Below are 24,858 nucleotides of genomic sequence, written 5' to 3'. Positions count from 1 at the left end.
TTACATTGGTACCTCTAGAACGGATTCTCATCTAACTTTGAAGAGTTGACTTTGGTACCGTGTTTGGCGTCGTGACAATGGAGGTGAAGTAACTCTAGATTTTTGTCATGGTCGTTACCTCCTAGAGCGCGTGGTATAATATGGTGTTTTTCCAACAAATCTCCATCCCTGAAGGTAAGACCACAATGGGCGCATTTCCCTTCTTGCCGTTCTAAAAGCCTTCCCTTCTGAGTGGTCATCTCAGGATGCTTTCTCATTCTGGTGCTCCAATAAATTAGGTCTCCATCGTAGGGACTCCTGGTTTCTTGAACTTTTATGTGCCTGACTATTTCAGTTTTGGCATGTTTTGGGAGGTAGTTATTCCCGTTGGTCATGAATACCCAGTTATCTTCTCCGATGGTTCCCCAATATTTCTTGGTTACCCAGGTTCTTGATTTGTTGGGGTGTCTCCTATATCCCCATCTTCGAAGTTTGTTCCAGACTAGATTCCCTAATTTTGAGAAGGTTTCTTTGCTACAAACAGAGCTGTAGTAGTTACACCATCCTCTTATAATAGGTTTAAGTTGGCTTATTAACGCCTTCTGTGGGGCAGCTTTATGTCTGTTGATGACTTGGGAAAGCTGCCCGTAATGTTCTAGAACTTTTTCTTTGGATGGTTTGATGATGGTTTTAAAACCTCGTTTTGAATGGTTTTTACCTGTTTTATATTGACGGATGTTGAATCCAAGAAAATCAAATCCGTCAAAAGTGTGGGTAATTTGGGTTTTACTTGGTTTTAGTTCCAACCCCATGTCCTGTAGCCATGTGTTGATTACTTCTTGATATTCTTCTACCACTTTTTGGTCTGGGTGAAGGATGACGAAATCATCTGCGTATCTAATTAGGGCTAATCCTTTTTTGTAATATGTTTTTTTACCCTTGATAGAGTTGGCATAGTTCCATACCTCTTGTTCCATTCCGTGGAGGGCTATGTTCGCCAATAGTGGGGATATCACCCCACCTTGAGGGGTGCCCTCGTTTGTGTGTGAGAATATTCCCTTATCCATCACACCGGCTTTAAGCCAGGACTTAATTAAACGTCTCATGGATGGATAGGTATTCAATTTTGTTAGAAGTGCATCATGGTTTATTTTGTCGAAGCATTTGGCAATGTCAGCATCAAGAACCCATTTGGGTTTTTTGTTGATGAAATTGAATATTGCTTCAATGGCATCATGACATGAGCGTCCTGGTCTGAACCCGTATGAATTGGGTTCAAATTTTTCTTCCCATTCAGGTTCAAGAGCCTGCTTGGCAAGTGCTTGTAATGCACGGTCGTACATAGTCGGGATACCTAAGGGGCGTTTTTCTGACCGTCCGGGTTTGGGAATCCATACCCTTCTGGTAGGTTGTGCCTTTTTGGAGACCTTGAGGCTGGCTACTAAGGCGAGGCGTTGCCTATTGGTTAAGGCTTTGAACCCGTCTATTCCGGCAGTCTTTTTGCCTTTATTCTCCTGGGTGACTCGTCTGACCGCAATCATTTTGGCTGACCAGGACTTCATCAGGGTCTTTTGGAGTTTTCTTACCACGCTCACGTCACCACGGCTCGAGGCTCGGTATATTCGTTTTTGTAACTTAAAAACGGTCATTTCCAGCTTTCGCCAATTGACCCTTCTCCATTCCGACTGTGGGGCGAACCCCTGAGTTTTAGACTTATTCATTACTACTTACAACCATACCCTTTCCTACAACGTGAGTCCGTCAGCATATCCTGGGCATTACCCCAGGCATTGGCTTCTGACTCAATCTCGCTCTCCTATGACTTGCGGTTAACTACCTACTCAACCATCGACCATGTTGAGAGTACATATGAGAGTTATTTCGTTCCTGATAACCATTCTGTGGACTTTTAGGGTGGTACTCTTCACCAGGAATATTCTTTGGGAAATCATTATGAGGCGGCAAAACCTCATAGTCCTTATTCCTTTGACTTTTGTCTGTAGCGTATCAGTCTATTTCGCTACATGCCTTTTACGATGATTCTGATGTACCTTTCTCTCGTACCCATGAGTCCTTTGCCTGTTACTAACTTTGCTTAGACTAGCTCTGCTTCACTATTCGACCCTTGCATCAATTCATGAGTTTGTTATGTTCATAAATCAGGGTAAGGCTGTCACTCGGATTTCACGAGGGATGGATTTTCACCATCATGGTTATCAAGTTGTCATGGTTCAGTTTCCCGACCAAGCGGTTAGTCCCCCAAACCCTTAATAGGTAAGGTTTATAACCAACGAAACGCACTTGCCGACAAAGCACGAATCATTATGTTTCGTGCGCCATTCCAATCCCGTGGCAATGAAAAACCACATTTTGGGCATTGGAATTTTTTCTTGCCGCCTAATCTCTCGTGAATATGGCCACACTCTGGGCAAGTCTTACTCGTGTAGGATTCGTTGACTATTACCACTTTTACATCATTCCGATCAGCCATTTGTGTCAAATGTTGACGAAACTTGTAGTGACTCCAGGTGAGCAGATTACGAGCCGTTTTTTTGTTTAATTTTCTGGCTGATTTTACAACCATCTGAGACGTCTCAAATGTTGGGATAAAAATCAGCTTGTAGTTTTTAACAAGAAAAGAAGCTGACTTGTTGTGGCAGTCTTTGATTAAGTCTTGGATCTTCTGACGTAAACGGTGGGCAGCTTTCCTTATTGCTGCGCTTTGGCGCACGCTTCGCGAACGTCTCTGACGCTTTGCAGAGCTTAAGTCAATACGACTCATCAATCGATCTAATCGTTGACAAAGTCTTTGGATTCTACCAATATCGCCAGTCCCTATTTCGACATAGCTGACCCCATCAAACCCAGTCAAAAAAGTCCTAATTCCTGGGTCTAAAGCGATCACCTTGTCAACAGTCGTGGGAGTAGGATCAATGTATTGAGGAAAAACACCATACCATTTTCCCTTGATCCACACTAGTTGAGTTCCATAAATGCATTCCTCAGGAAAGCCCTGAGGTGAACGGAATGATAAGCCTTTTACTTTTGTCAAGTACCAAGAACCTTTCTTGAAATTTCCCGCTTTGAATTTGATTACCTGCCTTGTTTCTCGACAAGACTTGAATTTAGCAAAACCATTATTGGCCAACCCTTGCTTTGACGCATCGATCGCATCAGCTACTGCTTCTTGTAATTGATGACCTGGAAGTGTTTTTACCCATTCTGGTCTATCAGCACTTCTCGCTAATTTCTGTAAATCGTAAGCACTGCCTTGATAGCCGTTTTTGATAGCAGCTATTGACCAGTTATAGATCCAGCGATAAGCGTTAAGCCAAGTTTTCCATACTTTATGAAGTTCTTTAGATGGAAACACCCTGATCTTCAAGACACTGTTTGGTGTCAACTTGACCGTCTGGTTTCGAGGTTTTTTCTTGTATCGCTTGGTTGACTTGTTTCTGGTACTTCCTGAGTCCGTAAAGCCTAGCAGAGAAACAGTGGAGGATGGACAGGATATCCTCGACCAATTCCTGTTCTGGGGATAGCTTGCGTTCATTGAGAACCACGAGTTTGACCCCACCTTTTTGGCATAGCCACTCAAGCAATGGAAAACCGAATCTAACTGCTCTGTCTGGGTAGGCGACGACAAATGCTGAGATATCAGCGCAGTATATTCGTTCCAATATTTTGAGGAACTTTCGCCGTTTAAAATTGAGTCCCGACCCAATTTCTGTAATAATTTCTGCGTTTGGGTATTTTGCCCGTAAAAATTGAGCTTGCCTATCGAGGTCATCCCGCTGGGAATAGGTAGAGACTCTTGCATAGCACAGAGTAGGCTTGTAATGCGTTGCTTCTCCTTCAACGCAAAACCGCCTTTGATTGCCTTGGGTTCTGATACTGTCAAGTCTTCCCTCTCTATCCCATCTTCTAAGAGTTGAGGTTGAGACGCCGTAGTGTTCGGCTGCCTCTTTTGGCGTGACATATTTCTTCATGGTGTCTAAACTCCGATGAATCTACTCTAGCAAGTTTAGACAAGTTTGAAAAGTATTGAGCAACTTTTTGGTTAATAGTTACACCTCCGCAATCTGGGGACCGAGCAACCGATTTACGGCTTGCAAGCCCCCGGTCTCAATGGGGAACGGGAACCTTTTAGCACTCTCAAGGACCTCGCTATTCACCACATCAAAGGGATTAAAACTATTCAACCTCGGGGTCCCTACTATTTAGTTGGTTTTTGCGTGGGCGGTCACTTAGCATTAGAAATGGCACAACAGTTACACCAACAAGGGGATACCTTAGCATTGCTAGCACTGATACAATCCTCGGCTCCAGAACACCACAGGCTTCTAGTTGACAGCACGCCTGGAAGAAACTTGGGTCTGGATATTTACTATCCAAGAGAATTTGCTCAGGAAATGAGCGCTCCTCGGGGGAAGGAAGTGCCGGTATCTGTCGCTCAACTCCAACAACTGATGCCAGAGCAGCGATTGGGATATGTCCTGGAACGAGCTAAAATGTTTGATTTGCTGCCGGAAGAGGTAAAAGTGGAGGATTTTGAAAGCTTGTTCGAGGTTTTTAAAACTACGGCTTTTGCGTCTTATAATTATGAAGCGCAACCTTATCCAGGGAATATTGCCCTGTTCAATGCCAGCGAGCAGCCCATAGACATAGCTGGTGATCCCACTCTAGGTTGGCGCAATTTCATTGCTGGGGAAATAGAAGTACACGAAATTCCGGGCGACCATTTCTCGGTTATCCGGGAACCCCAAGTGCTGGTTTTAGCTGAACGGCTGAAGCTTTGTCGTGATCGCGCTCTGGCAGCGATCAAATAATATCATCTCAGGATAATTAGGGCTCTACCGTACCTGTTCCCAGTTCTATTATATAGGATAGGATGTCCGGATAATGAACCTTAATAAAAATCCCCCCATCTCCCCATCTCCCCATCTCCCCATCTCCCCACACTCCCTGTTCTATACATATGACATCTCACTACAATTCCCCTGGCCTAACCACATTAGCGTATCGAGTTAGCACCCATGGCACCAGCTTCCAACGGATGCTAGCCGGTCTGCGTACTCAAACGGCTTCCCCAAATGACTCAGACCAAGGCAACCGACCTCTGGCTACTCTCAAGGCCATCTGTTTGCTGGAGCAACTGCTGGTAATGTGTTTCGCTCCACAGATGGCGGGGAAAGCTGGGTAACCATTGGGACTGGTTCTCTGACTATTGTTGAACATCGCATTCCAGCAACAGCAGAGGGTTCAGAAAGTTGGACTCCTGTGAATACCAGCTTGCCCAATACTGTTGTGCGATCGCTATTTACTTACTCTTGCTATTACTGATAAGCCTATTGTAAGCGGTCAGCGGTCAGCGGTCAGTGGTCAGCCGTAGCACAGGCTTCGACGCTGTGAGGTAACCCATAAGCTGATAGCTGAACGCGCACCCGTGCGCGTAGCGCATTAGCTAATAACTGATAACTGATAGCTGATAACTGATAGCTGATAGCTGATATTGGGAGTGCTTTTATAAATTGGATTCAACCTTATTCCCAATAATTAGTTTAAGTAGCGATTCATTAGACCTAGTTATAGAAGATGAGAGATCAAGTCAACACCTCTGATATTCTGAAAGCAAGAGGTTCCGGCGTCGCTGGAACCTCTTTGTTATTCCTTTTAGTCTAAACTCCAGTGCTCAATAAACTTGAATTAATCGAGGTGTCGATTTCTATCTCGATAGTCTTCCAGCTTAGGGAGAGAGCTACTTATTAGTCCAGCCTCTTTCATCCAATACTGAAAAGAATATGCAATCAAGGAATGAGCGTATGATGTTGGGTGTACATTATCCCAAAATGTCGATAGAAAGTTAAAAGACCCGTCTGTTCTTTTACTTGTATTATTCGAGGCGTAGCCTCTCCAGTCTGAATTTGTGATGCCTTCGGCAAGATAACCTCCTTGGAAACACTGTTTAGGTATTTGTATCGCACTACTCCCTGTAGATTGGATATCGTTATACTCATTCTCGAATTGTGCGTCAAAATAATCTCCTGTGAAGGGATTTTTATTCTCTAGGAGTGCGTCGAAATCAGAAAATAGATCTATGTATACTATCTCCAAATATTTACCCCGTTCTTCTTTCAGAGACTCTATCTTTATTTTTAGCTTATTATTATGAACATTGATTATGTTTGTTATAGCAGCAGAAAAATCTTCTCTTGTTTTCACCGAACCTCTACTGAAATCATAACTTACAGTTGCTATTGTGGGCGTTTTACCTATATTGGGTAAGTTTGGAATGATAAAATATTTTGCCCCTTTGTCATTTAGTTTTTTGATATTTTTGATTATGTTATCAGTCGCTCGGTCTGAAACTTTTTCATAGCCTCCTACATCGTTAGGATATTCTATTAAATTAAAGAGTGTTTCTTCACTATCGAATTTCTCAAGATAGTCATTTGCTCCAATCCACAGGGTATAAGCTGTCTCTTCTGCTGCTGTTAAATCAATCTTTTTCCCACTCAGCCATCCATTATCAAGATAACGATTTATCGTTGTCGTCATACTGCCAGTAATAACATTGCGTCCCCCGGATTTTACGTAATCCAGAATCTCTTTAGGCTTGAAATCATTGATTAAATCAGATTTTGCTCCACCATAAGCCCAGTTGAACAGAGTAATTCCTGTTTCTTTAGACAGATATTCACTCCATGTTAGTCCATTGGTGAACCTGCCATACCAATAGGGATATTCGGGCATTAATTTAACCCAGTGCTTGAGATTCCCTGTATCAGAAAGACTGTCACCGAATATGACCATCTTTTTAATAGTCTGATTGCTTTCGTCTTTCTTGAAATGTATGGGATACTCATAGGGATTCAAAGCACTTGTAGCTGCAGAATAGTCAAACAATTTATAGCTTGGCTTGTCTTGATGCTTTTCAAAAATAGATTTTATGCACCTTTCCTCTAACTCGGCTCTCGTCAATTCTGTTTCTACAAAAAAACTATCAAGCAACTGACCACTCAGTTCCGTATATGAGGGAAACCAATCATGATACCCCTTGTCTATAGACCAAGTCCAGTTTCGCTTACCAGGATTTTGCCACATCAGTGATGGATTATCCTCTTCATACTTGCGTTGAAAATCATAAAAGTATGCTGCTACATAGTAATCGGTCATTTGATTTACTCCTAAACATTGTTTATTGTTAATTTGTCTTATTGGGACTTTAGCATAAATTAAGCCCAAATCAAACCTAAAAGGGAGTGGGAGAACCTGGTTTACTGACAAAAGGTAAGCCTATGCTTACCCCAACTCCCGACTCCCTTTGCTATCGTTTTGAGTAAGCCAATGGTGCCTAAGGCTCACCCTTGACAAATGAAAAATATGTGTATATACTTTTAATATGCAGTTATCCACAACTCAACTTAACCTAGAGCAGTGTACCTGCTTTAACCTACGCAAAGCCACCCGTGTCGTCACCCAAATCTTTGACGAAAAGTTGCGGCCTAGCGGTTTACGAGCAACCCAGTTTTCCATCTTGGCTGTGATGGCGGCGGCTGAATCCTCCACCATCAACAAACTTGCTCAAACCCTAGCGATGGATCGAACCACTTTGACCCGCAATCTCAAGCCCTTAGAAAAGCAGGGACTAATTGAAATTAATCCTGGAGAGGATCGGCGGACACGATTGGTGGCACTAACGGCAAAAGGCCAGGAAAACCTGACCCAAGCTATTCCCCTCTGGGAACAAGCTCAAACAGAGGTGATTGAGAAGCTGGGTGTCGGTCCATGGCACAATCTATTGGAGCGGCTGACTGAAACGGTTTCCATCGCGTAATTGGCCACAGACTCCTGATCACAAGCCCCTCTTTTTTTATTTACCAAATAAGTGTATATGCAGTTATAAGGAAGACTCCGAATACATGATGATTTTTAATGGCAAATTAGCTACATTTACAATCACCCCACACCCAGTCACCCTATCCCGGACAGTTGATAATCACGTCTTTGTTAAAAACCTACCTTTATGAGGTTTCCTATTGCCCCTCTTTCTATCTCTAATTAATAGAGGCATATTCCCGAGCGGGTAATTGACAAATGGTTTCCAAAGTATTATTTATCTTAGTAAAGCATAATCTGATGATTGGGAACACATTCACTAAAATAATTATCAAAAATTAAATTTTATAAAACAATATTAATTTTTGATAAAATTTAATTTTTATTAATTATCTTGATTAAAAATATTAAGAAATTATAAATTTTACCAGTTAATGGTAAGTATATTTATATACTAAAAATATAAGATAAAATTATCGACATCTCACCCTAAGGATCAACTACTACTAATCCCCCTTACTTGGTGCAGCTACAGGGGCACTTGGCCTAGGCATAATAAAGATTTTACCCTGCTTTCGGTAGGTTGGATTTGTCTAGTGTCAGGCAGATATCCGTGGGAAAATCCCTAGCCCTCTTTCCTAAATATATGTATATTTTATTACCTCATTAGTACGGCGGAATAATTTCTACCGTTTGTTAAAACTAAATATGTATTCTTGGAGTTGATAAAAAGAGTTTATAAAAACCTCAAAAGACTCCAAGCAACCACTCAATAACTCAGTTAGTTTGTACAGTAAGTAGAATGAACAGGAAATTGAGCGAAAATCGGAAAACCTTAGAAACCGCTGTTTGTCAGTGCTACTAGGGCAATTCTTCCGGAAGCGAAAAGCCTGTGATCAGTTAGTTTGACAAAAGAGGTATTGTAGAGGTATTGTAAAATATCGGGAGCGAGCTGGGATACCGTGGAGGGATTTGCCGGAGAGATTTGGAGATTTCCGTTAAGAGCTATTTGAAATTTTATTCATAACTACAATAAATGTTTGTCGGGTAGATTATGCCATCACTACTTTATCAATACCCTGACTGTATAAGTCGGTTATATAAAAGCGATCTAGGCTTTTTTATCTGCTACATTAATTGATCTAATGCTATCAAAGCTTGAATTGTTTTTTAGCAACATTTTCAGAGTAATCAGAATTATGTATGTCCCAGAAGAATTAAAAGACCGTGATTACACCATCATTATTGATAAAAGTGGCAGTATGACCATTAAGGACGAGAAAAGGGGGACAAAAACTAGATGGGAGGTTATGACAGAAACTACAGAGGCTTATGCTAGATATTGTGAAGAAATCGACCCCGATGGGATTACTGTTTATGTATTTTCGAGTAGATTTAAGCGATACGATAATGTTACGACAAATAAGGTAGAACAAATCTTTCAAGAAACATATCCTATGGGTGGAACATACCTTGATGAGGTTTTGCGGGATGCTCTCGAGAATTATTTCCAACGTAAAGCAAACGGTAGTGCTAAACCAAATGGGGAAATTTTCTTAGTATTTACAGATGGAGCACCTGATGATAAGCCTCCAGTAATTGATGTAATTGTGAACGCAACTCGTCGAATCGATAAGGATTCGGAAATTGGTATTTCTTTTATTCAAGTTGGTTCAGATCCCCAAGCAGCACAATTTCTACAAGAATTGGACAAATCTTTAGAAGAAAAGGGAGCCAAATATGGTATTTGTAACACTCTCACTTTAGGAGATTTAGAAGAAATACCTCCACCAGAAGTACTATTGAGAGCTATTAATAGAGGATAATAAGCGACAAAAATGTAATCATTTTTATTTAGATACGCTTAATTAAATAAATTAAAACAAAGTCATAATTAGTTAATATAGTTAAATAAATTCAATCATCATGTCAAAGGTTGAACAACTGCGTAAGTTTAATAATTTAGGTGAATCTATACTTAATCAACTTAAGGAATATGACTCTGTTATTCAGAATCAATCCCTTCAGCAGGATAGGATTTTAACTGAAATTAGCAATCAAGTTGAAATTGTCCGAAAGCAAGCCGAAGAAGTAGTTAAATCTTCTTCTTCACCAGTTAAAATTGCTGTTATGGGAGAATTCAAAGCTACAAAAACTACGGTCTTAGGTAGTTTACTTGGTTATGCAGGAATGTTACCAGACAGTCGAGTGGCAGCTACTGGGAATGTGACTCATCTCAATATCGTTCAGGTAAAAGGCTCGCAACCAACTGAATTTAAGTTTAGCGTTAAATATTTTAATCAGAACGAAATTGATAAATGTCTTGACTTTATACTTGAGGAGTTGGTTGTACAGGCTGAAGCACAATTACCTAGTACGCAAATCGCTAGTTTAAAAAACTTTAATTCCAAAAATCCTGATGTTTGGCAAAACATTATCCAATGGTACGATGAAGTAAAAAATTATGACAAAACTCCTGGATTAGAAAACGCAATTCAAGAACTAGTAGTGTTTGTTGAATCTTATCTACGTTATAATAATTTATGCGGTCAATCCTTGCCTATTGATAATGCTACTCATGCTTACGCAGGTCTTCAGCTACCTAATGACCCCCGTTCGATCTTAGATATTAAGAAGTTTGAGCAGTTTCCTCCAGAAGACGAGGAGCAGTTTCCTAAGTTTTTGCAAGCCACCTTTCCTCTAATCGGACGAATAAATGTTGAAGTCAAAGTGTCAGATAAAATTTGGGATCTTTCATCTCTTCAAGAAGCAAACAAGTTAGTTTTACTAGATTTGCCTGGATTAGGGGCTGATAAATCTGAGCTTCGAGATCGATTTGTAAATGTCCATGAAATGGAAAATGTACAGACGATTTTACTATTGACCTATGGTCCTCGTCCAGGAAGTACAACAAACAATGAAATCATCGATCTGCTCCGAAAGCAAAGAAAAAACCAAAATCTCGATGATTTTATCCTTGTAGGTGTTGGGCGATTTGATGATTTGCCTGGGGCAGAAGTTGGTATTGACAAGCTTCTTAGTAACACAGAGCAACTAACAGAGCAGAAAATTTTCGATGAAATACCAGCTTTGCGTAAGGTTATTGAAAATTCCCGTAAATTGACGAAAGGTAATGATGAGCAAAGAATCGTTTTTATGTCAGCATTTGCTGCACTTGAGTATTTGATAAAAAACCTAGACAGCACCATTAAAATTGCGACACCAACTGTACTAGAAAACCTCAATATCTTTCAGAAGCATTTTCCTGATCTAAACGAAAAATGGCAGCAGTTAAGCGAAAGGTTAAAAAAATCTGAACCTGATAGTATTTTAGTAACTTGGCTAGATGCTTTCACAAAAGATGGTGGTCTTTCTAGACTACGGTATCTGCTTGAAAATCACGTGGCAACTCATGGTCTTGAACAATTATATAAAGATGTCAACGTTAAAGTACAAACTTTGGTTAAGGAACAACAAAATTTAGCACAAAAAGTTAATAATCCTTCACTGGCTAAATTGCTTGCTTCTGAAAATCCCAAATTACGAATCCTGCGCCAAGCACTCCGAGAATTAGCAGATAGCTATAAAGCGTTAAAAACCCATTTAGAAAAAAATCCATTAGAATTGGGAGTAGGAATAGATGAAACAAGAAGCAAAATTCCCCTTCGACAAGAGGTTGAAGAAAAAGTAAATTCTGAAATATCTCGCTGGAGTGAATGGAGAACCCTATTTCTCAAAATTGAAAACGGAATCGTCAATTTACCACAAGTTGACAGTGAGGATGAAGAGTCATTTTTTTCTCGAAGAAAACGTCAACAAAGAATCCGAAAATCTTTTACTAAAAGCGATGAATTGTATCCTTCTTTTCAGGAGGCTTGTGATCAACTCGAAAAGTTTATTCAGGAGCGTGTTGACCAGTCTATCAAAGACTGGTTAGACGAATTATCAAATAACCTAATTTCATTAAAGGATAATCAGAGGACAATCAATGTCAAAGAAATACGGTCTGAAATTGAAGATTGTGTTGTGAAAAAAGAAGAAATAGAAGAAGATATACAAGACTTACTTTCTTTAGCATCTCCGAGGGAATGGGAATCAATGCTGCTAAAAAGAGTGAAAAACAAGAGTTCTATAACTATAGATTCAGAAACTTTGTTTCCTTTACCCCGTGAAGACAAAAATAGCCATGAACCTGCTTTGATATTCGGGTGGTCTCCAGACCATAAACAAGCTAATAAAAGAATACCACTTTACGAAAACCATCTAACTTTTATACTGGGACTTCGAGATACAATGATTTGTAGCGTTAGTGATAGTTTTATTCAAATTTTAAGCAAAGTAAATCAAACAGTAAATAAAGAACTCCAAACATCAATTTTAGAAGAGGCCATTGTAACCTTGGAAGAAGATTTCTTAGCAGATAGAACGTTGCTAAAACAAATGGTAGGTGAAGAGCCAACTGAAGAAACCACACCAGATTGGTTATTAATTCTACAGGAGCTAGTAAATATTCCTCTTTAAACTTTGCTAAAGATGTTGATATGCCTGTTGGAATTAAGATTGTAAATAAGTTTCTGTTGAACCAAATCAAAACAGTAAACAATACTAAGTGGTTAAAGCTTCCTGTAATAGACCTGATTCATGAGCACGACGATCCAGCTAATATTATAAGGATTGATCATATCAACTGTACTATAAAAGGAAATCCTCTAGAACTTAGAGATAAAATTCAACAGGCTTACAATAATTATTTTAATAATTATAATTATCCAATACCATTTTATCTCGATTCGCTCTTACGATTTTCTCCATACTGCAAACTTGATAGAGATCTGCCTATTTATGCTAATTATTTTTTAGGAGTTAAGATAGATTATATCGAGCAAAATAGCAACGTAAGTGAATCGTACACAAAGTCTCAAACCTGTAATTTATTTTACAAAAAAACAAGTAAGGGGGAAAAAATGCTCTCACATGGTGGATGGATTGCTATCGATTTTGGTACTTCAAATTCTACTGTTACTTTTTACGATCCTAAAGAAGCAATAGAACCCAACGAATTATCCTTGGAACAAAAAGACCTATTATTTAAGCTTTTTAAGGAATGGTTAGGCTCATCTGACTCAAAATTACCAGGAGTTGGTGATCATGAATGGCAGGAATATATCGAACAAGTTGAAAATAATTTGGGAAAATCTTGGCCAGAAATTATCGACAATAAAAAGAGCTCAATATTGTTAGAGGGAATTCGCCAACTAGAAATTTCCTTAGGTACTAGACTAGATGATCCAATCTACCCGGTAGTTAGTAAAAAACTTAACGAAATTTACCGTCAATTATTCCAATTACCACCCTTACAAAAGGAACGTATCGTTCTGGCAAAAATAGATAAGAATCTCCCCCAAGAGATACAAATTACTAGCGAACTGGAACTGGTTGGTGTAAATGGATTCTTGGAAGTGGAAATGGGGGAAATAGCTAGAAATAATCGATTGGCAGCGATGTCCCAAGAGACTACTGATGAAAACCAGGAAGATGAAAACCAGGAAACATTTTGGCGAAAAATAGAAAGTAAGTTTCACCATTCTCCGAAGCGTTACCTTAATAAAACCAGAAAAAAAGGAGAAGAAGATAAAATCAAGATATATTGGGAAGGAGAAGAGAAGAATATTGAATATAGTGAGCTAATTCAAGCAGCGATGAAATGTCTGATTGAATTAACCGAAAATTTTAAAGATAAACCGGAAAATAAAAAACGTTATGATAGCGGTAAATTTTACAGAGTAATCGTTACTTATCCGACGGTATCTAAACCAGAAACTCGTCGTAAACTGGAAGAGTTAGTAAGTCAAATTCTTGAGCAAAAATTTACAGATACAGATGTCAAATTAGACGTAAAAAAAGATTTTGATGAAGCAATCGCTGCAGCTATTTTCTATGTATGGCGAGAATTTGGTGGAAACCAAACTATCGGTATAGAAGCTTTTAAAACTCGCTGTCGTCGTAGCGGTCAAAAATGGGCTCAAAACCTAATGGTATTGGACATTGGTGGTGGAACGACAGACTTGGCTTTAATTCGTTTACTTCTAAGAGATGATAGTCCATTTGACCCAGGAGAAGATCGAGGAGCTGGTGGACGTTACTATGTTCTGACTCCAGAGTTGATGGGGTCTTCTGGACACTTATTTTTAGGGGGTGAGTTAATTACTCTACGACTCTTTCGCGTGCTTAAAGTAGCGATTGTTGACAATTTGTTAACGGCATTTACAGAAGGGAACTTAAAGGATGATAAGTTAGACCTGCTGATCAGAGGATTAGAGCCAAGATTTTTGCAACAAGATAATCACAACAAATACCGCACTCGCTCCCTATTAGAGTGCATTGACAAAGAAAACCCAGAAAACGATCCATTTTATTCAACAGTTCTAAACTATGCAGAAGAAATATTACCAACTCGATGGAAAGAGAACCGAAAAAAGCTACAAGCTTTTTACACCCTTTGGCGATGGGCTGATGATGCTAAAGTTGAATTAAGCAAAGGTAGCCTTGACTATGATGAATATGAAATTCCGGCGAATCAATTAGAACAATTTCTTCGCGTTCAACAAGATATTGAGCTTGGTGAATATAATCCTGGCATCAAGCTATCTAAACAACAACTTGAAACAGCTGCTTCAAAAGTTGTTGGAGAAGCCATCAATATTGCTAAAGACTTGCTAGAAAGCCGATTACCTAAAGACAGTTCAACTGGTCAAAAAGAACCTTTGGATTGGTTAATTTTATCGGGACAGACTTGCCATCTAGATTTAGTCAGGCGTAAAATTAATGAAATATTTAGCAATACCAAGAACGATTTCGAGTGGAACCCAGCCAGGATTACTTTTGTACCTGACTATGCCAAATTAGCTACCTCAGTCGGGGCTTGTTATGGCATGAGCCGACAGCAGTTCACTTATGCTCCGAAAGCAGCGAAAGACAAGCTAAAAGAAGGTAAAAGCGAACTCTATATCGAAGTTAATAATTTACTTTACACATTGCCTTGTGCTTTCTTGAGGCAAGTTGTAGGTTCTTTAGAACCAGTTTTTCAAGCACGACAGCCATTGTATAAATTTAATCCTAATCAGGAAGCTAAAGCTCGAAGTAAATGGTTCGGTGTTTTACCAACTACGAACATTTATCGTCGAGACTTTGAAAGTCAAAGAGAAATTTTATGGGCTAAATTTAATTTTGAAGAGATTGCCAAACAAATCGGAATATATTCCCAGAATAATAATCTATGGTTTGAGGGATTCAAAGCTCAGTTTGAAGTTAACCAAACCCTAGAAATTGAAATGGTAGTTTGTCGGGGCAAACCTCATTATTTAGTAGGGGATCAGGTGGATGACAATAACTCTACCTTAACAAATATTAACCAAACAATATCGGAAGAGCTAAAAACAAGAAAAGAAGAGTTGGAGAAAGCAAATATACAAGAAGAAGTTCCTCAAGCTATGATTATCGATAGTGAACTTCAGTGGGATATTGCTATTGGTATCAATGAGGAATCTCCACAGCTAGTTTTCAAGGCTGGGGAAAAACTTGATGATATTTTTCACAATCAAGACGAAGGAGAACAAACAACTAAAGAAACTAAAGGAGCTATCAGCAAAGATGAGAACCAGAAGCCTCGACCTCTCCCAGCATTCCCCAGAAGTGGCACACACACCTTCTATGCTTACTATCCCAGCTTAGAGAGCCCACAACTGAAGGAAATATATCTTGGTACATTAGGATTTGATAAAAATCAGATTCAGGATAACTGCAGATACTACATTACAATTGATGACCAAAGTAATCTGCGTATTCATGAAGGGGAAGTTCCTTATTGGATATCGGATCAACCAGAAGTTTTAAAAGAAAAAGATGGATGTGTACTTAGAGTTAAGCGTAGTCCCATAGAAGAAGAGAATAACGATGAGCAAAACCCCTTTAGTGGAGTACACTGATGGTGATGGATTGAGTCAACTGCTCAAACAGTTGTTAGTAAGAGACTCGGAGCTAGGGCGATATCTACGGCATACTCTCAAGGGACTGTATGCCTCTTTGGAATCAGCCCGTGCAGAAGCTATAGAAAATTCAGAAGAAGCTACCCTTTGTGGTCAGCTATCCGAACTACTAAATCAGCTTTTAGAAGAGAATACTTATAACGATAAGATCTCTAACAAAGAGACTTCGAAGAATACAAATTCGGAAAATTTAACTGATTTAAAAAAACCAGGATTAATTCTCCAAGATTTCTGTGATGACTTCTTCACAGATAAGAAACTTGACCCTTATATTGGTGATTCAAAACCTCGAAGCACTAATGACTCAGACTTATGGGACGAAATTCAAAAGCTTTTACTGCGTGTTCCAGGGTCTATGGCTCAAAAGTGGCAAAATAAAGCTCTGCAGTCAGCTAAAAAAATCAACGCAAAGGAAGATGATAGGAACAACAACAAACTTCCTTTTTCAGAAAATCAACTTCTCTATCCTGGTTTAACAGGAACAGTTAAGGCTAAAGGGTTGTGTTTATCAACTGAAGCTTCCTTATACTCAGAAATTAACGATAAAACTCTAGATGGCGATCTGAAATTTCTTGCCCAGATCGTATCTATCTGCATAGATTTTATTCAAAACGACCCCTCCCTACATCATTGCCTGAAAAGTATTAAATTTTTTGGTATAACCCGTTTTAATTCCAAGCATAGAGAGGATTATATTAAAACCTTGATACTTTTTTTCAAAAAAGTCAAAGACCATGAACAAGATCCGATTAAATCCTTAAAGGCAAGGCTGGACTTAGACGAGGCGATTAACTCATTAGTATATCAGCCTTTAGCTGACCCAAATTCCTGGTGGTGTAATTTGCAGAAAGACGCAAGAAAAACCCTTGACAAAGCAGTGGAAAGAGTTAATAGTCTGGATGGTTATACAGCAGGATGTCAATGGCTTTTAGGTGTTCGAGATGATATTATTAAATATACAGAGAACAAAGATGACGTAATCGATAAATTACAGGTTAGAGGTACTCCTGGCAAAGTCTTAGCTTGCTTGCGTGTTTACGCTTGGATTAATGAAGAAAAAATGCCTGGTCGAGTAATCTTTTACCCAAAATAGCTTATCCTTTGTCTGACCAAGGCAAGGTACTCCTTGAAGTGTGGAATTCCATAACTCCTGAAAAAAACTGACTTAACCTAAAAATCCGCCCATCCCAACTCATTCTTGACCTGCTTAAATCCCAGAAGTGTTGAATGTTTTAAACGTTCAACACTTCTGATTACACCCATGGAGCAGTCTTGATTGATCTTTACGTTGACCCCGCCTATCGCTGTGGAAGCTTAGGTGCAGCGTTGATTTGTGCGATCGCAAACGAAATGACCTGCATAAACTGGACAGTTATGGGAGGGCTAGGGTGTGTCTTCAAACTCGGAGATCCCCCTAAATCCCCCTTAAAAAAGGGGGACTTTGACTATGGCTCCCCCCTTTTTTAAGGGGGATCTAAATCTTGCGGAAAACTTTGAAAACACGCCCTAGTACCAGTTAGCTGAAATCTAGTAAAAACAGAACGTTTTTGAGCTACCCTTAAAAATACGATTGATAAAACAATTCTGTGATGAGTATCGTTATTTCAGACGCAATCCTACAAGCATCCCAGCTTACCCCAAGTGAGTTTCGCTCCCGAATTGCATTACACTTGTTCCAAACAGGTCGCCTAACACTAAACTATGCCAGCCGACTGGCCCACATGGAACCCAACGAGTTTCGCCAATTTCTTAAGCAGCGCAAAATTCCGCTTTACTCCTACGATGTTGAAGACTTTGAACTTGACTTGAAAAATTTGCGGGAGTTAGGAAGGTTGTGATTGTTATTAGCGATACATCGGCAATCACAAATTTGGCAGCGATTCAACACTTACAGCTTCTGCCTCAACTTTATAATCAAATCACGGCATCCCGATCAGCGTAAAACACATTTTTGAAACCTTGTCAAACTTCGGAATAACGTTTTTGATCCGAAGATCGGATTATTGTTAAACTGTTGTGCATTTAAATTAAATATTATTCAGTTATAAAAAAACGTCAAACCCTCTCCCCCTACTCCCTACTCCCTACTCCCTACTCCCTACTCCCTTGCTGTCAAAACCATTAAATTTAAATAAAAACCAGCTAATCCAAGCCAATCATTGATAGTGTAATCAAAGTCAATTCATCTATCGTTTGGAGAAAGACAGTCGAAAATGTCGAAAAATAAGGTTTTGATGGTACTGGTCTCGCTCATCCTACCCTTTCTGCTTGGGGTCCAACTAGCAATGGCTGATACCAGCGACTCAGCTCAAACCTGCTTACGAGGGTTACTGTACATGGACAACGGTTGCAGTACAGTAGATTATATGTCCATTGATTACACTCCTCTGATGAATGAAAAAGCTGAAAGCTTTTTGAAAGAAATTAAGGCACGGCAGCTTAATGTTGTCACAGCGGAGTCTCTGACCAGTGGCATGATTATTTCCACAATCGTCAACATTCCCCTCTATGGTTCCTACACCTACGGTGGATTTTCCACCTATGATAGTGATGCTAAGCGCAAGATGCTTGGGGTCAAAAAAGGCGATGTTTATACAGAAACCACAGCTCGACAAATGGCTGCTGGTGCTTTGAAAAATAGTCGGGCGATGGTCTCTATTGCAGTTACCGGAAACGCCGGACCGGTTGACAAAAATAAATTGGAAGACCTCGGTGTTGTCAACGCAGCGGTTTCTATTCGCACCACCTCTGAGAGCCAAGACAGTGAGATCCACGAGCAGCCCATTGTCTTCAATACCAGGCACCGGCGCATGGCACTTTGCGATGGTGATGGATTGCCAATGACTGAAGTTGTTTGCCAACAATATCGTTCCGAAGCTGAGGCCGACCCTAAGGGCTATGTATCAGCTCCAACCTTGTCCATGACCCGGAAATTGATTCGGCAAAATGTGGTGATTGACGCTTTGGAACTGGCGAAACAACACCTCCAAAACTTTGTCTGTACCAGCGACGGGGATAATGTGACTTGTAAAACTCTCGACTCCATGTGTCAAGAACCCTATGATGGCCGTTACATCAGGTACGGTGAACCAACTTGGGTGATCAAGGAGCACATCGAGCGTTGTCCAGTGGGTATGGTAAAGAGAAGACGGAAAAGGTAACAGGAAAGACGGAGCAGGAACTAGGGAGTAGGGAACAGGGAACAAAAATTCTCACAATTGATTGAGGTCTAATCAATGAGGAGTAATAACTTAACAATTTATTAAGAAAGTTGCCATGGGTTTGACTCGACCCCCCCATTGTATACTAGTATTAGTTCTGACTCAAAAATCTGATAGTAGGACAAATAAACTATGAATGCAACTACTACTAATGACAATCTATCAGTGTTTGGTAACGAAGTTGAAATTGACGGCGTATTGTATGTGTCTGTAGACTTCCTCAAGCATTATCCAGAATATCTAGATAACGAATTAGATCAGGAAATGGATATGGATGATGAAGAGGATGATACTGACACTCCTGAAGAGGGAGAATTTGACGAATCTTTGAGTACCCATAAGAGTGAGATTGATATCAACGGCACGACCTATATTGCTGTTCCTGTGCTGAAGAGCAATCCCAACTATGTGGAACTTAAATACAACCAGAAAGCGGATGTTCCCTTAAGCACCTTTATCCCCAATAATATGCTAAAGGAAAATGCAGCAGTAGCTGCTGGTCGTCGTCGTCGTCGAAGCCTATAGCCCTGTCAATTTATTGCGGGGTGGAATGACGACGGGCGCGAATTTATTCGCCGTCTAATTCTTCTTCAATCGACCACGCTGGGTTTATAGGAATCCCCCCACTGAATTGGCGGGGATTCTCAACTGCGAAGGATTTTTGTTCTAGTTAGAGAGACTATTTTGAGGATTTCTCAGGCTCTCACCCTAGGGGTAATTTATTGATATCCACCTAATTATCAAAGAAAGGTGCAAGGAAGAGTGGAAAGAGAAGTACCTGTATTAACTAGTATTACCCAAGCCGAATTTTATCAAGATTATTTCCTCAAAAATACTCCGTGCCTGATTCGGGGTGGGGCTAAAGATTGGCCAGCTGTTAAAAAATGGCATTCTGATGATTATTTAGAGAAACTTGCTGGGAATAGAAAAATTTTGAAAACCACATCTATTCGCCATGATTTTGGTTTTAACCACCAATCTCCCATGGAATATCTGAAATTTGGCGAGTTTTTAGCTCACTATCAAGATCATCCTCAATATTACATTAATGACTCCGATATACCGAGTATTTTAGTTCAAGACATGGGCAACCATGAACTATTGGAGGGATTCAATCGGTTAGAGCACTATCATAAGCGAACCGGATTCTTTCTCGGTGCAGGAGAACAATATGCGCCACTCCATTATGACGATGAGGAAAATATCTATGTTTTGATTGATGGCGAGAAAGAGTTTCCTCTCTTTGATATCGCAGATTTTCGCAAAATGTATGCTTACGATCACATAGATAGTCCAGACTTTTCGCCAGTAGATGTGAATAATGTGGATGATCAAGCCTTTCCCCTCTTTAAAGAAGTCACCAGATATAATGCTCATCTTTATCCAGGGGATATGTTATATGTTCCCGGATACTGGTGGCATAGCGTCCGTTCCCAAGGTAGGAACATGGCATTGTCTTATGTAAGAACCGATCGGATTTCGCAATTAATGGCCTATATAAAGTTAGTCAAAAACGATGCTTTACCGATCTCTGAATCAGACAAACAGACTATGCTGACTATGTTAGAAAATCGAGAGGAAACGGCGATTCATACTCAGCAAGAGCTGCCAAATGAAGGTGATTTAATGGAGTGGGATATTTTCTATTTATATTTAAAACTGGGTCTTTTGTATGAATATTTAAAAAATAAGCAAGAGGATATTAGTCCTGTTGAAAAGGCGTTTAAACGTGTTAAGCCTATGGTTGAAAGTGAACTTCATTCAGGTAACTATAGTTATCCAGTTTTATATTTGATGCAAAACTTTTATCGAATGAACGCTGGTATTTTTGAAGTATAAATTAACCGACTAAATAAATGATATACTGATTAATAAGTTTTAGAAGAAAAAATAGCAATTCTATATCCCATAAGGTACAAATTGATCCCCCTAAATCCCCCTTAATAAGGGGGACTTTGAGATTTAAAATCGTACCTCATAACTGCGAAAAATGCTATATAATTATTACTCGTTATGTTAAATTTAAGCATCGAACAGCGTTCAAACCATCATCCAATCAACCTCAAAAACCCAATTCCTGTAGCGGAGGTAAAAACGATTGATAAGGAAACTTTTGCCAATGAGTATGTTGCCAAGCACCGCCCCGTCATTATTCGCCAAGGTATTCAGCATTGGCAGGCCATGCAGTGGGAAGACGACTATTTAAAACAAGTCGTCGGAGAACAACCACTCAAGGTTGATATCTTTTCCTATTCTCAGGAAGGAAAGGTAAATCTTAAAGATAGTCTTCAGGAAAAGATGAGCGTCACCGACTTCATCGAACGCTATCAAAGTATTGATAAGAATTACTATATTTTAGACCAGAACCTATTTCCTGTTTTACATCAGGATTTGGGAACTCATCCTGTTTTGGAGACTTTCCCTATTTCCAGGAGAAGGACGTTGTTCTGGGGCAATGGCGGTCAAAAATCCCATTTGCACTATGATGACAATGAAAATATCATGTGCCAATGTGATGGGGAAAAAGAATTCCTGTTGTTTGATATCACCGATTTCAAATATCTGTATCCAGCAACCCCTGAAGAGTTTCGTTCTGCTATCGATCTCGATCGGCTTGATTCTAGTCAATTTCCTCTCCTTAAGCATGCCACTCCTTACGTAGCTCGCATTAAAAAAGGCGATATTTTGTATGTTCCTTGTTACTGGTGGCATCGCGTAAGTTCCTTTGGCAGGAATATTGCAGTGTCTTACATCATCAACGAGACAATGGCTCAACGGCTCAATGTTGTAGAGAAATTGGTAGACTGCGACACCCTTCCGGTGGATGAATCGGTCAAGAACGACTTACTGGCTATCATTAAATCTGAGCAAAAAGCTTCTAAACGTAACGCTCAACTGAAAAAATATCACCGGAAATATCTCAAAGAGCAGGGAACTTCTTACTATTTTCATCAAATTTTTCGCCGTTTAATAGAAGAAAGCCTTTTTGATATTCTCTACGGTCATAGTACCTACTGAGGTTTGCTAAACTTATGGACAAGCGATCGCGATGAATATATTATCCAGCTACAACATAAAAAATAAAAGAGCGAGGGTTCCCAAAGTCGAACAACTATCCAAAGAGGAGTTCTACGGAAACTATGTGCAAAAGAATACTCCATTAGTTATTTGCGGAGGAGTAAAACACTGGGATGCCATTCACCTGTGGACGAATGAGTATTTGGAGCAGGTTGTGGGGTTTAATACAGTAGATGTCGAAACATCCAGAGATCAATTTGAGGGGAGAATTTTCGACGATGCTGAGAAAGTTTATATGCCTTTTTCCAGATTTTTAGAGAGATTAACCCTTCCAGAAGGGGAAACCGACTATTTTGTTGGTAATTGGCTATTCCCAGCTTTGGTCAATAATGTCCCAGATATCGATCTCTTCCATGCCTTTGACGTATTTTACAAACGTCGCATGTTGATGACCCGAGGAGGAAATCGTATTGCCTTTCACCATGACTGGTATGAGAATCTTCTCTGCCAAGTCAGCGGATATAAGAAGTTGACGCTGGTCGATATTGCTGAAACAGCTTATATGTATTCAAAAGACGGAGAGGAACATGCCAACTATTCACCTATTGATATCCATCAACCAGATTACCAACAATATCCTCTTTTTGCACAGGCAACTTTGTATGAAACCGAAATCTATCCCGGAGATGTCCTCTACATTCCTTGTAGTTGGTGGCATACAGTGGATAGTTTTCAACGCAATATTGCCCTTTCGTTCTCATTTTACGAAGCCAATTCCGAATTACTGTTAGTTCTCTCGAAAATGTTTCAAAAAAATGCCTTTGCTTTATCGGTAGATGATACCGAAGCTCTGCAAAATATTTTTGATAATGACGATAATCCTAGCCAAAAAATAAAACGGATTAAAAACTATGCTAAAAACCATAAATTGTCAACTATTTTACTAATGTTTAACCAGAGAAACAAGCTTTTGTTTAAACGTTGAAATAATAACAAGGATAAATCCCATGTCTAAAGGCGAAAAAATTCTCCAAAACTACTATGCTAACGAAAGGATAGATTACCTAGATGCTAGTGTAAGTAGCCGCACAATTATTGATGATTATCTTTATCAAAGAAAACCGGTTATCATTCGAGGTCTAATTGATGACTGGGAAGCAAGCAAGAAGTGGAGTTTTTCCTGGTTTCAGGAAAAGTATGGTAACATTTATACCAATGTTTTCCCTTCTGGCAACGAAGCTAAGTCATCTCAAATGAGATTGAAAAAAATGTTCGCTAAAATGCAACAGGGAGAAATATTATACTCTAGCCTATATACAAAAGAACTATTTCCCATAATCTCCCCAGATTATCCCATTGCCGGGACAATTCTTTCCGATACTAAATTTAACTGGTTATTGGATCTTCCCAAACCTATTCATGGGGACATGAATGTAATTTTTATTGGCAATACTGGCACGGGCATTAAGAATCATCAAGATAGTATGGGCACTCATCTCTGGTCAGCTCAAATTATGGGCACAAAGCGCTGGATTGTTTCTCCTCCAGAAGAATCAGAGTTTATGTATGAGGGTAAAGCTGACTGGTTAAAACGAGAAGAATCGATTGAAAAATACCCTAAATTCAAGGAAGCAAAAGCCCTCGACTTCATTTTAGAGACTGGTGAAATCTTAATTCTTCCTGTTGGGTGGTGGCATCAAACTGAAATTTTATCAGATTCTATTTCCATTACCCACGATATTGTCAATGAGACAAATTACCACCATTATATTTCCGAACTCAATCAATCTCACCATATCGATCCTAAAGTAGAGACATTTTATCGCGCCAGTCAGTCAATACAAGCAAATTGGTCTGCTCAACTTCCCCAAATAAAAACGACTCCTATTGAGCGGATTTCTTACTCCATTTCTTTTGAAGAGTTGTTAGAAAAATACCTCATTCCTCATCAACCAGTTATTCTCCAGAATCAAATCAATCATTGGCCAGCTCTGCACAAGTGGAATTTAGATTATTTTCGAGAGAGGTTTGGCAATGCTTTCATTCAGTATTTCCATGGTCACGATGACAAGTCTAAGAAAATACGATTAAGAAAGTATCTGGAAACCAACTTCGACCAACCCCATTATTCCATGTGGTGTCTGGATGACTTTTATGACATCCTTGCTGAAGATTTTGATACAATTGAACCCTTGAATAACCAGGAAAAAGATTGGATTTTAGAGCTACCTAAACAAGAATTAAATGCCTTGACCTGGATTTTTATGGGAACTAAAGGTTCTGGGATTGCCAATCATTCGGATAGATTAGGACAGCATGTGTATTCTGCTCAAATTTCCGGTCGCAAAAGGTGGATAATTCACCCCCCTGAAGATGAAAAATGGATGTATGACGGTCAAGTTGACTTAACCAATCCCGATCTAGTTAAATATCCGCTTTATATGAACGCATCTGCGCCTTATGATTTTGTTCTCGAACCAGGTGAAGTATTAATTTTACCAAATGCTTGGTGGCATCAAACCTTAACTTTATCAGATTCTATTTCCTTGTCCCATGACTTTATGAATGTTTCCAATATTGATTCTTTCTTAGAAAGAATGGAGGCGAGAAAAGGGGAAAAATATATGAAATCAGAAACGATGAAACCGATTATTTCCCATTGGAAAGACAAACGAGATAGTTTGCGAAAGCAGAAAAGTGACCAGAATCTCATTGTTGAAACAGTTTGACAATTTAACCTAAATTTAACCTATAGC

At 39.5% G+C, this 24,858-nt stretch carries 19 protein-coding genes; 15 read left to right on the top strand and 4 right to left on the bottom strand.

All coding sequences use genetic code 11. The annotated features are described in order from the left end of the window. Positions 1-14: 14 nt before the first annotated feature. Complete coding sequence (gene ltrA / locus BJP34_RS04350; RefSeq protein WP_070391293.1) at positions 15-1,700, bottom strand: group II intron reverse transcriptase/maturase; 1,686 nt, start codon at positions 1,698-1,700, stop codon at positions 15-17. Between the two features lie 427 nt (positions 1,701-2,127). Between ltrA and BJP34_RS48350 the strand changes: the two genes are divergently transcribed. Beyond that, positions 2,128-2,250, top strand: a complete 123-nt coding sequence (locus tag BJP34_RS48350; RefSeq protein ID WP_267876334.1) for a hypothetical protein — start codon at positions 2,128-2,130, stop codon at positions 2,248-2,250. 10 nt (positions 2,251-2,260) lie between these two features. On the opposite strand, the gene BJP34_RS04345 is transcribed toward BJP34_RS48350, so the two are convergent. Together BJP34_RS04345 and BJP34_RS04340 are read right to left on the bottom strand one after the other, a co-directional pair. Continuing rightward, positions 2,261-3,352 (bottom strand): RNA-guided endonuclease InsQ/TnpB family protein, encoded by a 1,092-nt coding sequence (locus BJP34_RS04345; protein ID WP_070391292.1) that lies wholly within the window; start codon positions 3,350-3,352, stop codon positions 2,261-2,263. Next, entirely contained in the window at positions 3,339-3,968 is a 630-nt protein-coding gene (locus tag BJP34_RS04340) for an IS607 family transposase (RefSeq protein WP_070391291.1), read from the bottom strand. Before BJP34_RS04340 ends, BJP34_RS04345 begins: the two co-directional genes overlap by 14 nt. A gap of 120 nt (positions 3,969-4,088) precedes the next feature. Between BJP34_RS04340 and BJP34_RS04335 the strand changes: the two genes are divergently transcribed. Together BJP34_RS04335 and BJP34_RS42355 are read left to right on the top strand one after the other, a co-directional pair. Further along, positions 4,089-4,808 carry a thioesterase domain-containing protein gene (locus tag BJP34_RS04335; protein WP_070391290.1) on the top strand — a complete coding sequence of 240 codons (720 nt, stop codon included), beginning with the start codon at positions 4,089-4,091 and terminating at the stop codon, positions 4,806-4,808. A gap of 337 nt (positions 4,809-5,145) precedes the next feature. Further along, positions 5,146-5,322 carry a hypothetical protein gene (locus BJP34_RS42355; RefSeq protein ID WP_158517004.1) on the top strand — a complete coding sequence of 59 codons (177 nt, stop codon included), beginning with the start codon at positions 5,146-5,148 and terminating at the stop codon, positions 5,320-5,322. Positions 5,323-5,685: 363 nt separating this feature from the next. On the opposite strand, the gene BJP34_RS04330 is transcribed toward BJP34_RS42355, so the two are convergent. Next, on the bottom strand, positions 5,686-7,155 hold the full coding sequence (locus BJP34_RS04330) for an SGNH/GDSL hydrolase family protein (protein WP_070391289.1): 1,470 nt from the start codon (positions 7,153-7,155) through the stop codon (positions 5,686-5,688). Positions 7,156-7,381: 226 nt separating this feature from the next. Between BJP34_RS04330 and BJP34_RS04325 the strand changes: the two genes are divergently transcribed. The 12 genes from BJP34_RS04325 to BJP34_RS04270 all read left to right on the top strand — a co-directional run bounded on the left by BJP34_RS04325 (position 7,382) and on the right by BJP34_RS04270 (position 24,831). Next, positions 7,382-7,816, top strand: coding sequence for a MarR family winged helix-turn-helix transcriptional regulator (locus BJP34_RS04325; RefSeq protein ID WP_070391288.1), 435 nt, complete (start codon positions 7,382-7,384; stop codon positions 7,814-7,816). Between the two features lie 1,201 nt (positions 7,817-9,017). Next, positions 9,018-9,644: a VWA domain-containing protein gene (locus BJP34_RS04320; protein WP_070391287.1), complete on the top strand. Its 627-nt coding sequence runs from the start codon at positions 9,018-9,020 to the stop codon at positions 9,642-9,644. Between the two features lie 100 nt (positions 9,645-9,744). Beyond that, positions 9,745-12,339: a hypothetical protein gene (locus tag BJP34_RS04315; protein ID WP_070391286.1), complete on the top strand. Its 2,595-nt coding sequence runs from the start codon at positions 9,745-9,747 to the stop codon at positions 12,337-12,339. After that, positions 12,297-15,803 (top strand): virulence factor SrfB, encoded by a 3,507-nt coding sequence (locus BJP34_RS04310; protein WP_070391285.1) that lies wholly within the window; start codon positions 12,297-12,299, stop codon positions 15,801-15,803. Before BJP34_RS04315 ends, BJP34_RS04310 begins: the two co-directional genes overlap by 43 nt. Then, complete coding sequence (locus tag BJP34_RS04305) at positions 15,772-16,956, top strand: hypothetical protein (RefSeq protein ID WP_070391284.1); 1,185 nt, start codon at positions 15,772-15,774, stop codon at positions 16,954-16,956. Before BJP34_RS04310 ends, BJP34_RS04305 begins: the two co-directional genes overlap by 32 nt. Before the next feature lie 496 nt (positions 16,957-17,452). After that, positions 17,453-17,701 carry a UPF0175 family protein gene (locus BJP34_RS04300; protein ID WP_070391283.1) on the top strand — a complete coding sequence of 83 codons (249 nt, stop codon included), beginning with the start codon at positions 17,453-17,455 and terminating at the stop codon, positions 17,699-17,701. 447 nt (positions 17,702-18,148) lie between these two features. Continuing rightward, complete coding sequence (locus tag BJP34_RS04295) at positions 18,149-19,024, top strand: CinA family protein (RefSeq protein WP_158517003.1); 876 nt, start codon at positions 18,149-18,151, stop codon at positions 19,022-19,024. Between the two features lie 192 nt (positions 19,025-19,216). Further along, a complete protein-coding gene (locus BJP34_RS04290) occupies positions 19,217-19,609 on the top strand; it encodes a hypothetical protein (RefSeq protein WP_070391281.1) in 393 nt (130 codons plus the stop codon). A gap of 237 nt (positions 19,610-19,846) precedes the next feature. Then, complete coding sequence (locus tag BJP34_RS04285; protein ID WP_158517002.1) at positions 19,847-20,923, top strand: cupin-like domain-containing protein; 1,077 nt, start codon at positions 19,847-19,849, stop codon at positions 20,921-20,923. A gap of 174 nt (positions 20,924-21,097) precedes the next feature. Continuing rightward, a complete protein-coding gene (locus BJP34_RS04280; protein WP_070391279.1) occupies positions 21,098-22,102 on the top strand; it encodes a cupin-like domain-containing protein in 1,005 nt (334 codons plus the stop codon). 31 nt (positions 22,103-22,133) lie between these two features. Beyond that, positions 22,134-23,087 (top strand): cupin-like domain-containing protein, encoded by a 954-nt coding sequence (locus tag BJP34_RS04275; RefSeq protein ID WP_070391278.1) that lies wholly within the window; start codon positions 22,134-22,136, stop codon positions 23,085-23,087. A gap of 22 nt (positions 23,088-23,109) precedes the next feature. Next, positions 23,110-24,831 carry a cupin-like domain-containing protein gene (locus BJP34_RS04270; RefSeq protein ID WP_070391277.1) on the top strand — a complete coding sequence of 574 codons (1,722 nt, stop codon included), beginning with the start codon at positions 23,110-23,112 and terminating at the stop codon, positions 24,829-24,831. The last annotated feature ends 27 nt before the right edge of the window (positions 24,832-24,858 follow it).

This window comes from Moorena producens PAL-8-15-08-1, assembly GCF_001767235.1.
GTDB classification, from domain to species: Bacteria; Cyanobacteriota; Cyanobacteriia; order Cyanobacteriales; family Coleofasciculaceae; genus Moorena; species Moorena producens_A.
Note: the sequence above shows the minus strand (reverse complement) of the source record. Positions and strands in the feature narration are given on the sequence as shown.

Excerpts from the sequence above, each read along its gene's own strand:
- ltrA (WP_070391293.1), bottom strand. The coding sequence starts at position 1,700 with ATGAATAAGTCTAAAACTCAGGGGTTCGCCCCACAGTCGGAATGGAGA.
- BJP34_RS48350 (WP_267876334.1), top strand. The coding sequence starts at position 2,128 with ATGTTCATAAATCAGGGTAAGGCTGTCACTCGGATTTCACGAGGGATG.
- BJP34_RS04340 (WP_070391291.1), bottom strand. The coding sequence starts at position 3,968 with ATGAAGAAATATGTCACGCCAAAAGAGGCAGCCGAACACTACGGCGTC.
- BJP34_RS04330 (WP_070391289.1), bottom strand. The coding sequence starts at position 7,155 with ATGACCGATTACTATGTAGCAGCATACTTTTATGATTTTCAACGCAAG.
- BJP34_RS04325 (WP_070391288.1), top strand. The coding sequence starts at position 7,382 with ATGCAGTTATCCACAACTCAACTTAACCTAGAGCAGTGTACCTGCTTT.
- BJP34_RS04320 (WP_070391287.1), top strand. The coding sequence starts at position 9,018 with ATGTATGTCCCAGAAGAATTAAAAGACCGTGATTACACCATCATTATT.
- BJP34_RS04315 (WP_070391286.1), top strand. The coding sequence starts at position 9,745 with ATGTCAAAGGTTGAACAACTGCGTAAGTTTAATAATTTAGGTGAATCT.
- BJP34_RS04305 (WP_070391284.1), top strand. The coding sequence starts at position 15,772 with ATGAGCAAAACCCCTTTAGTGGAGTACACTGATGGTGATGGATTGAGT.
- BJP34_RS04300 (WP_070391283.1), top strand. The coding sequence starts at position 17,453 with ATGAGTATCGTTATTTCAGACGCAATCCTACAAGCATCCCAGCTTACC.
- BJP34_RS04295 (WP_158517003.1), top strand. The coding sequence starts at position 18,149 with ATGGCTGATACCAGCGACTCAGCTCAAACCTGCTTACGAGGGTTACTG.
- BJP34_RS04290 (WP_070391281.1), top strand. The coding sequence starts at position 19,217 with ATGAATGCAACTACTACTAATGACAATCTATCAGTGTTTGGTAACGAA.
- BJP34_RS04280 (WP_070391279.1), top strand. The coding sequence starts at position 21,098 with ATGTTAAATTTAAGCATCGAACAGCGTTCAAACCATCATCCAATCAAC.
- BJP34_RS04275 (WP_070391278.1), top strand. The coding sequence starts at position 22,134 with ATGAATATATTATCCAGCTACAACATAAAAAATAAAAGAGCGAGGGTT.
- BJP34_RS04270 (WP_070391277.1), top strand. The coding sequence starts at position 23,110 with ATGTCTAAAGGCGAAAAAATTCTCCAAAACTACTATGCTAACGAAAGG.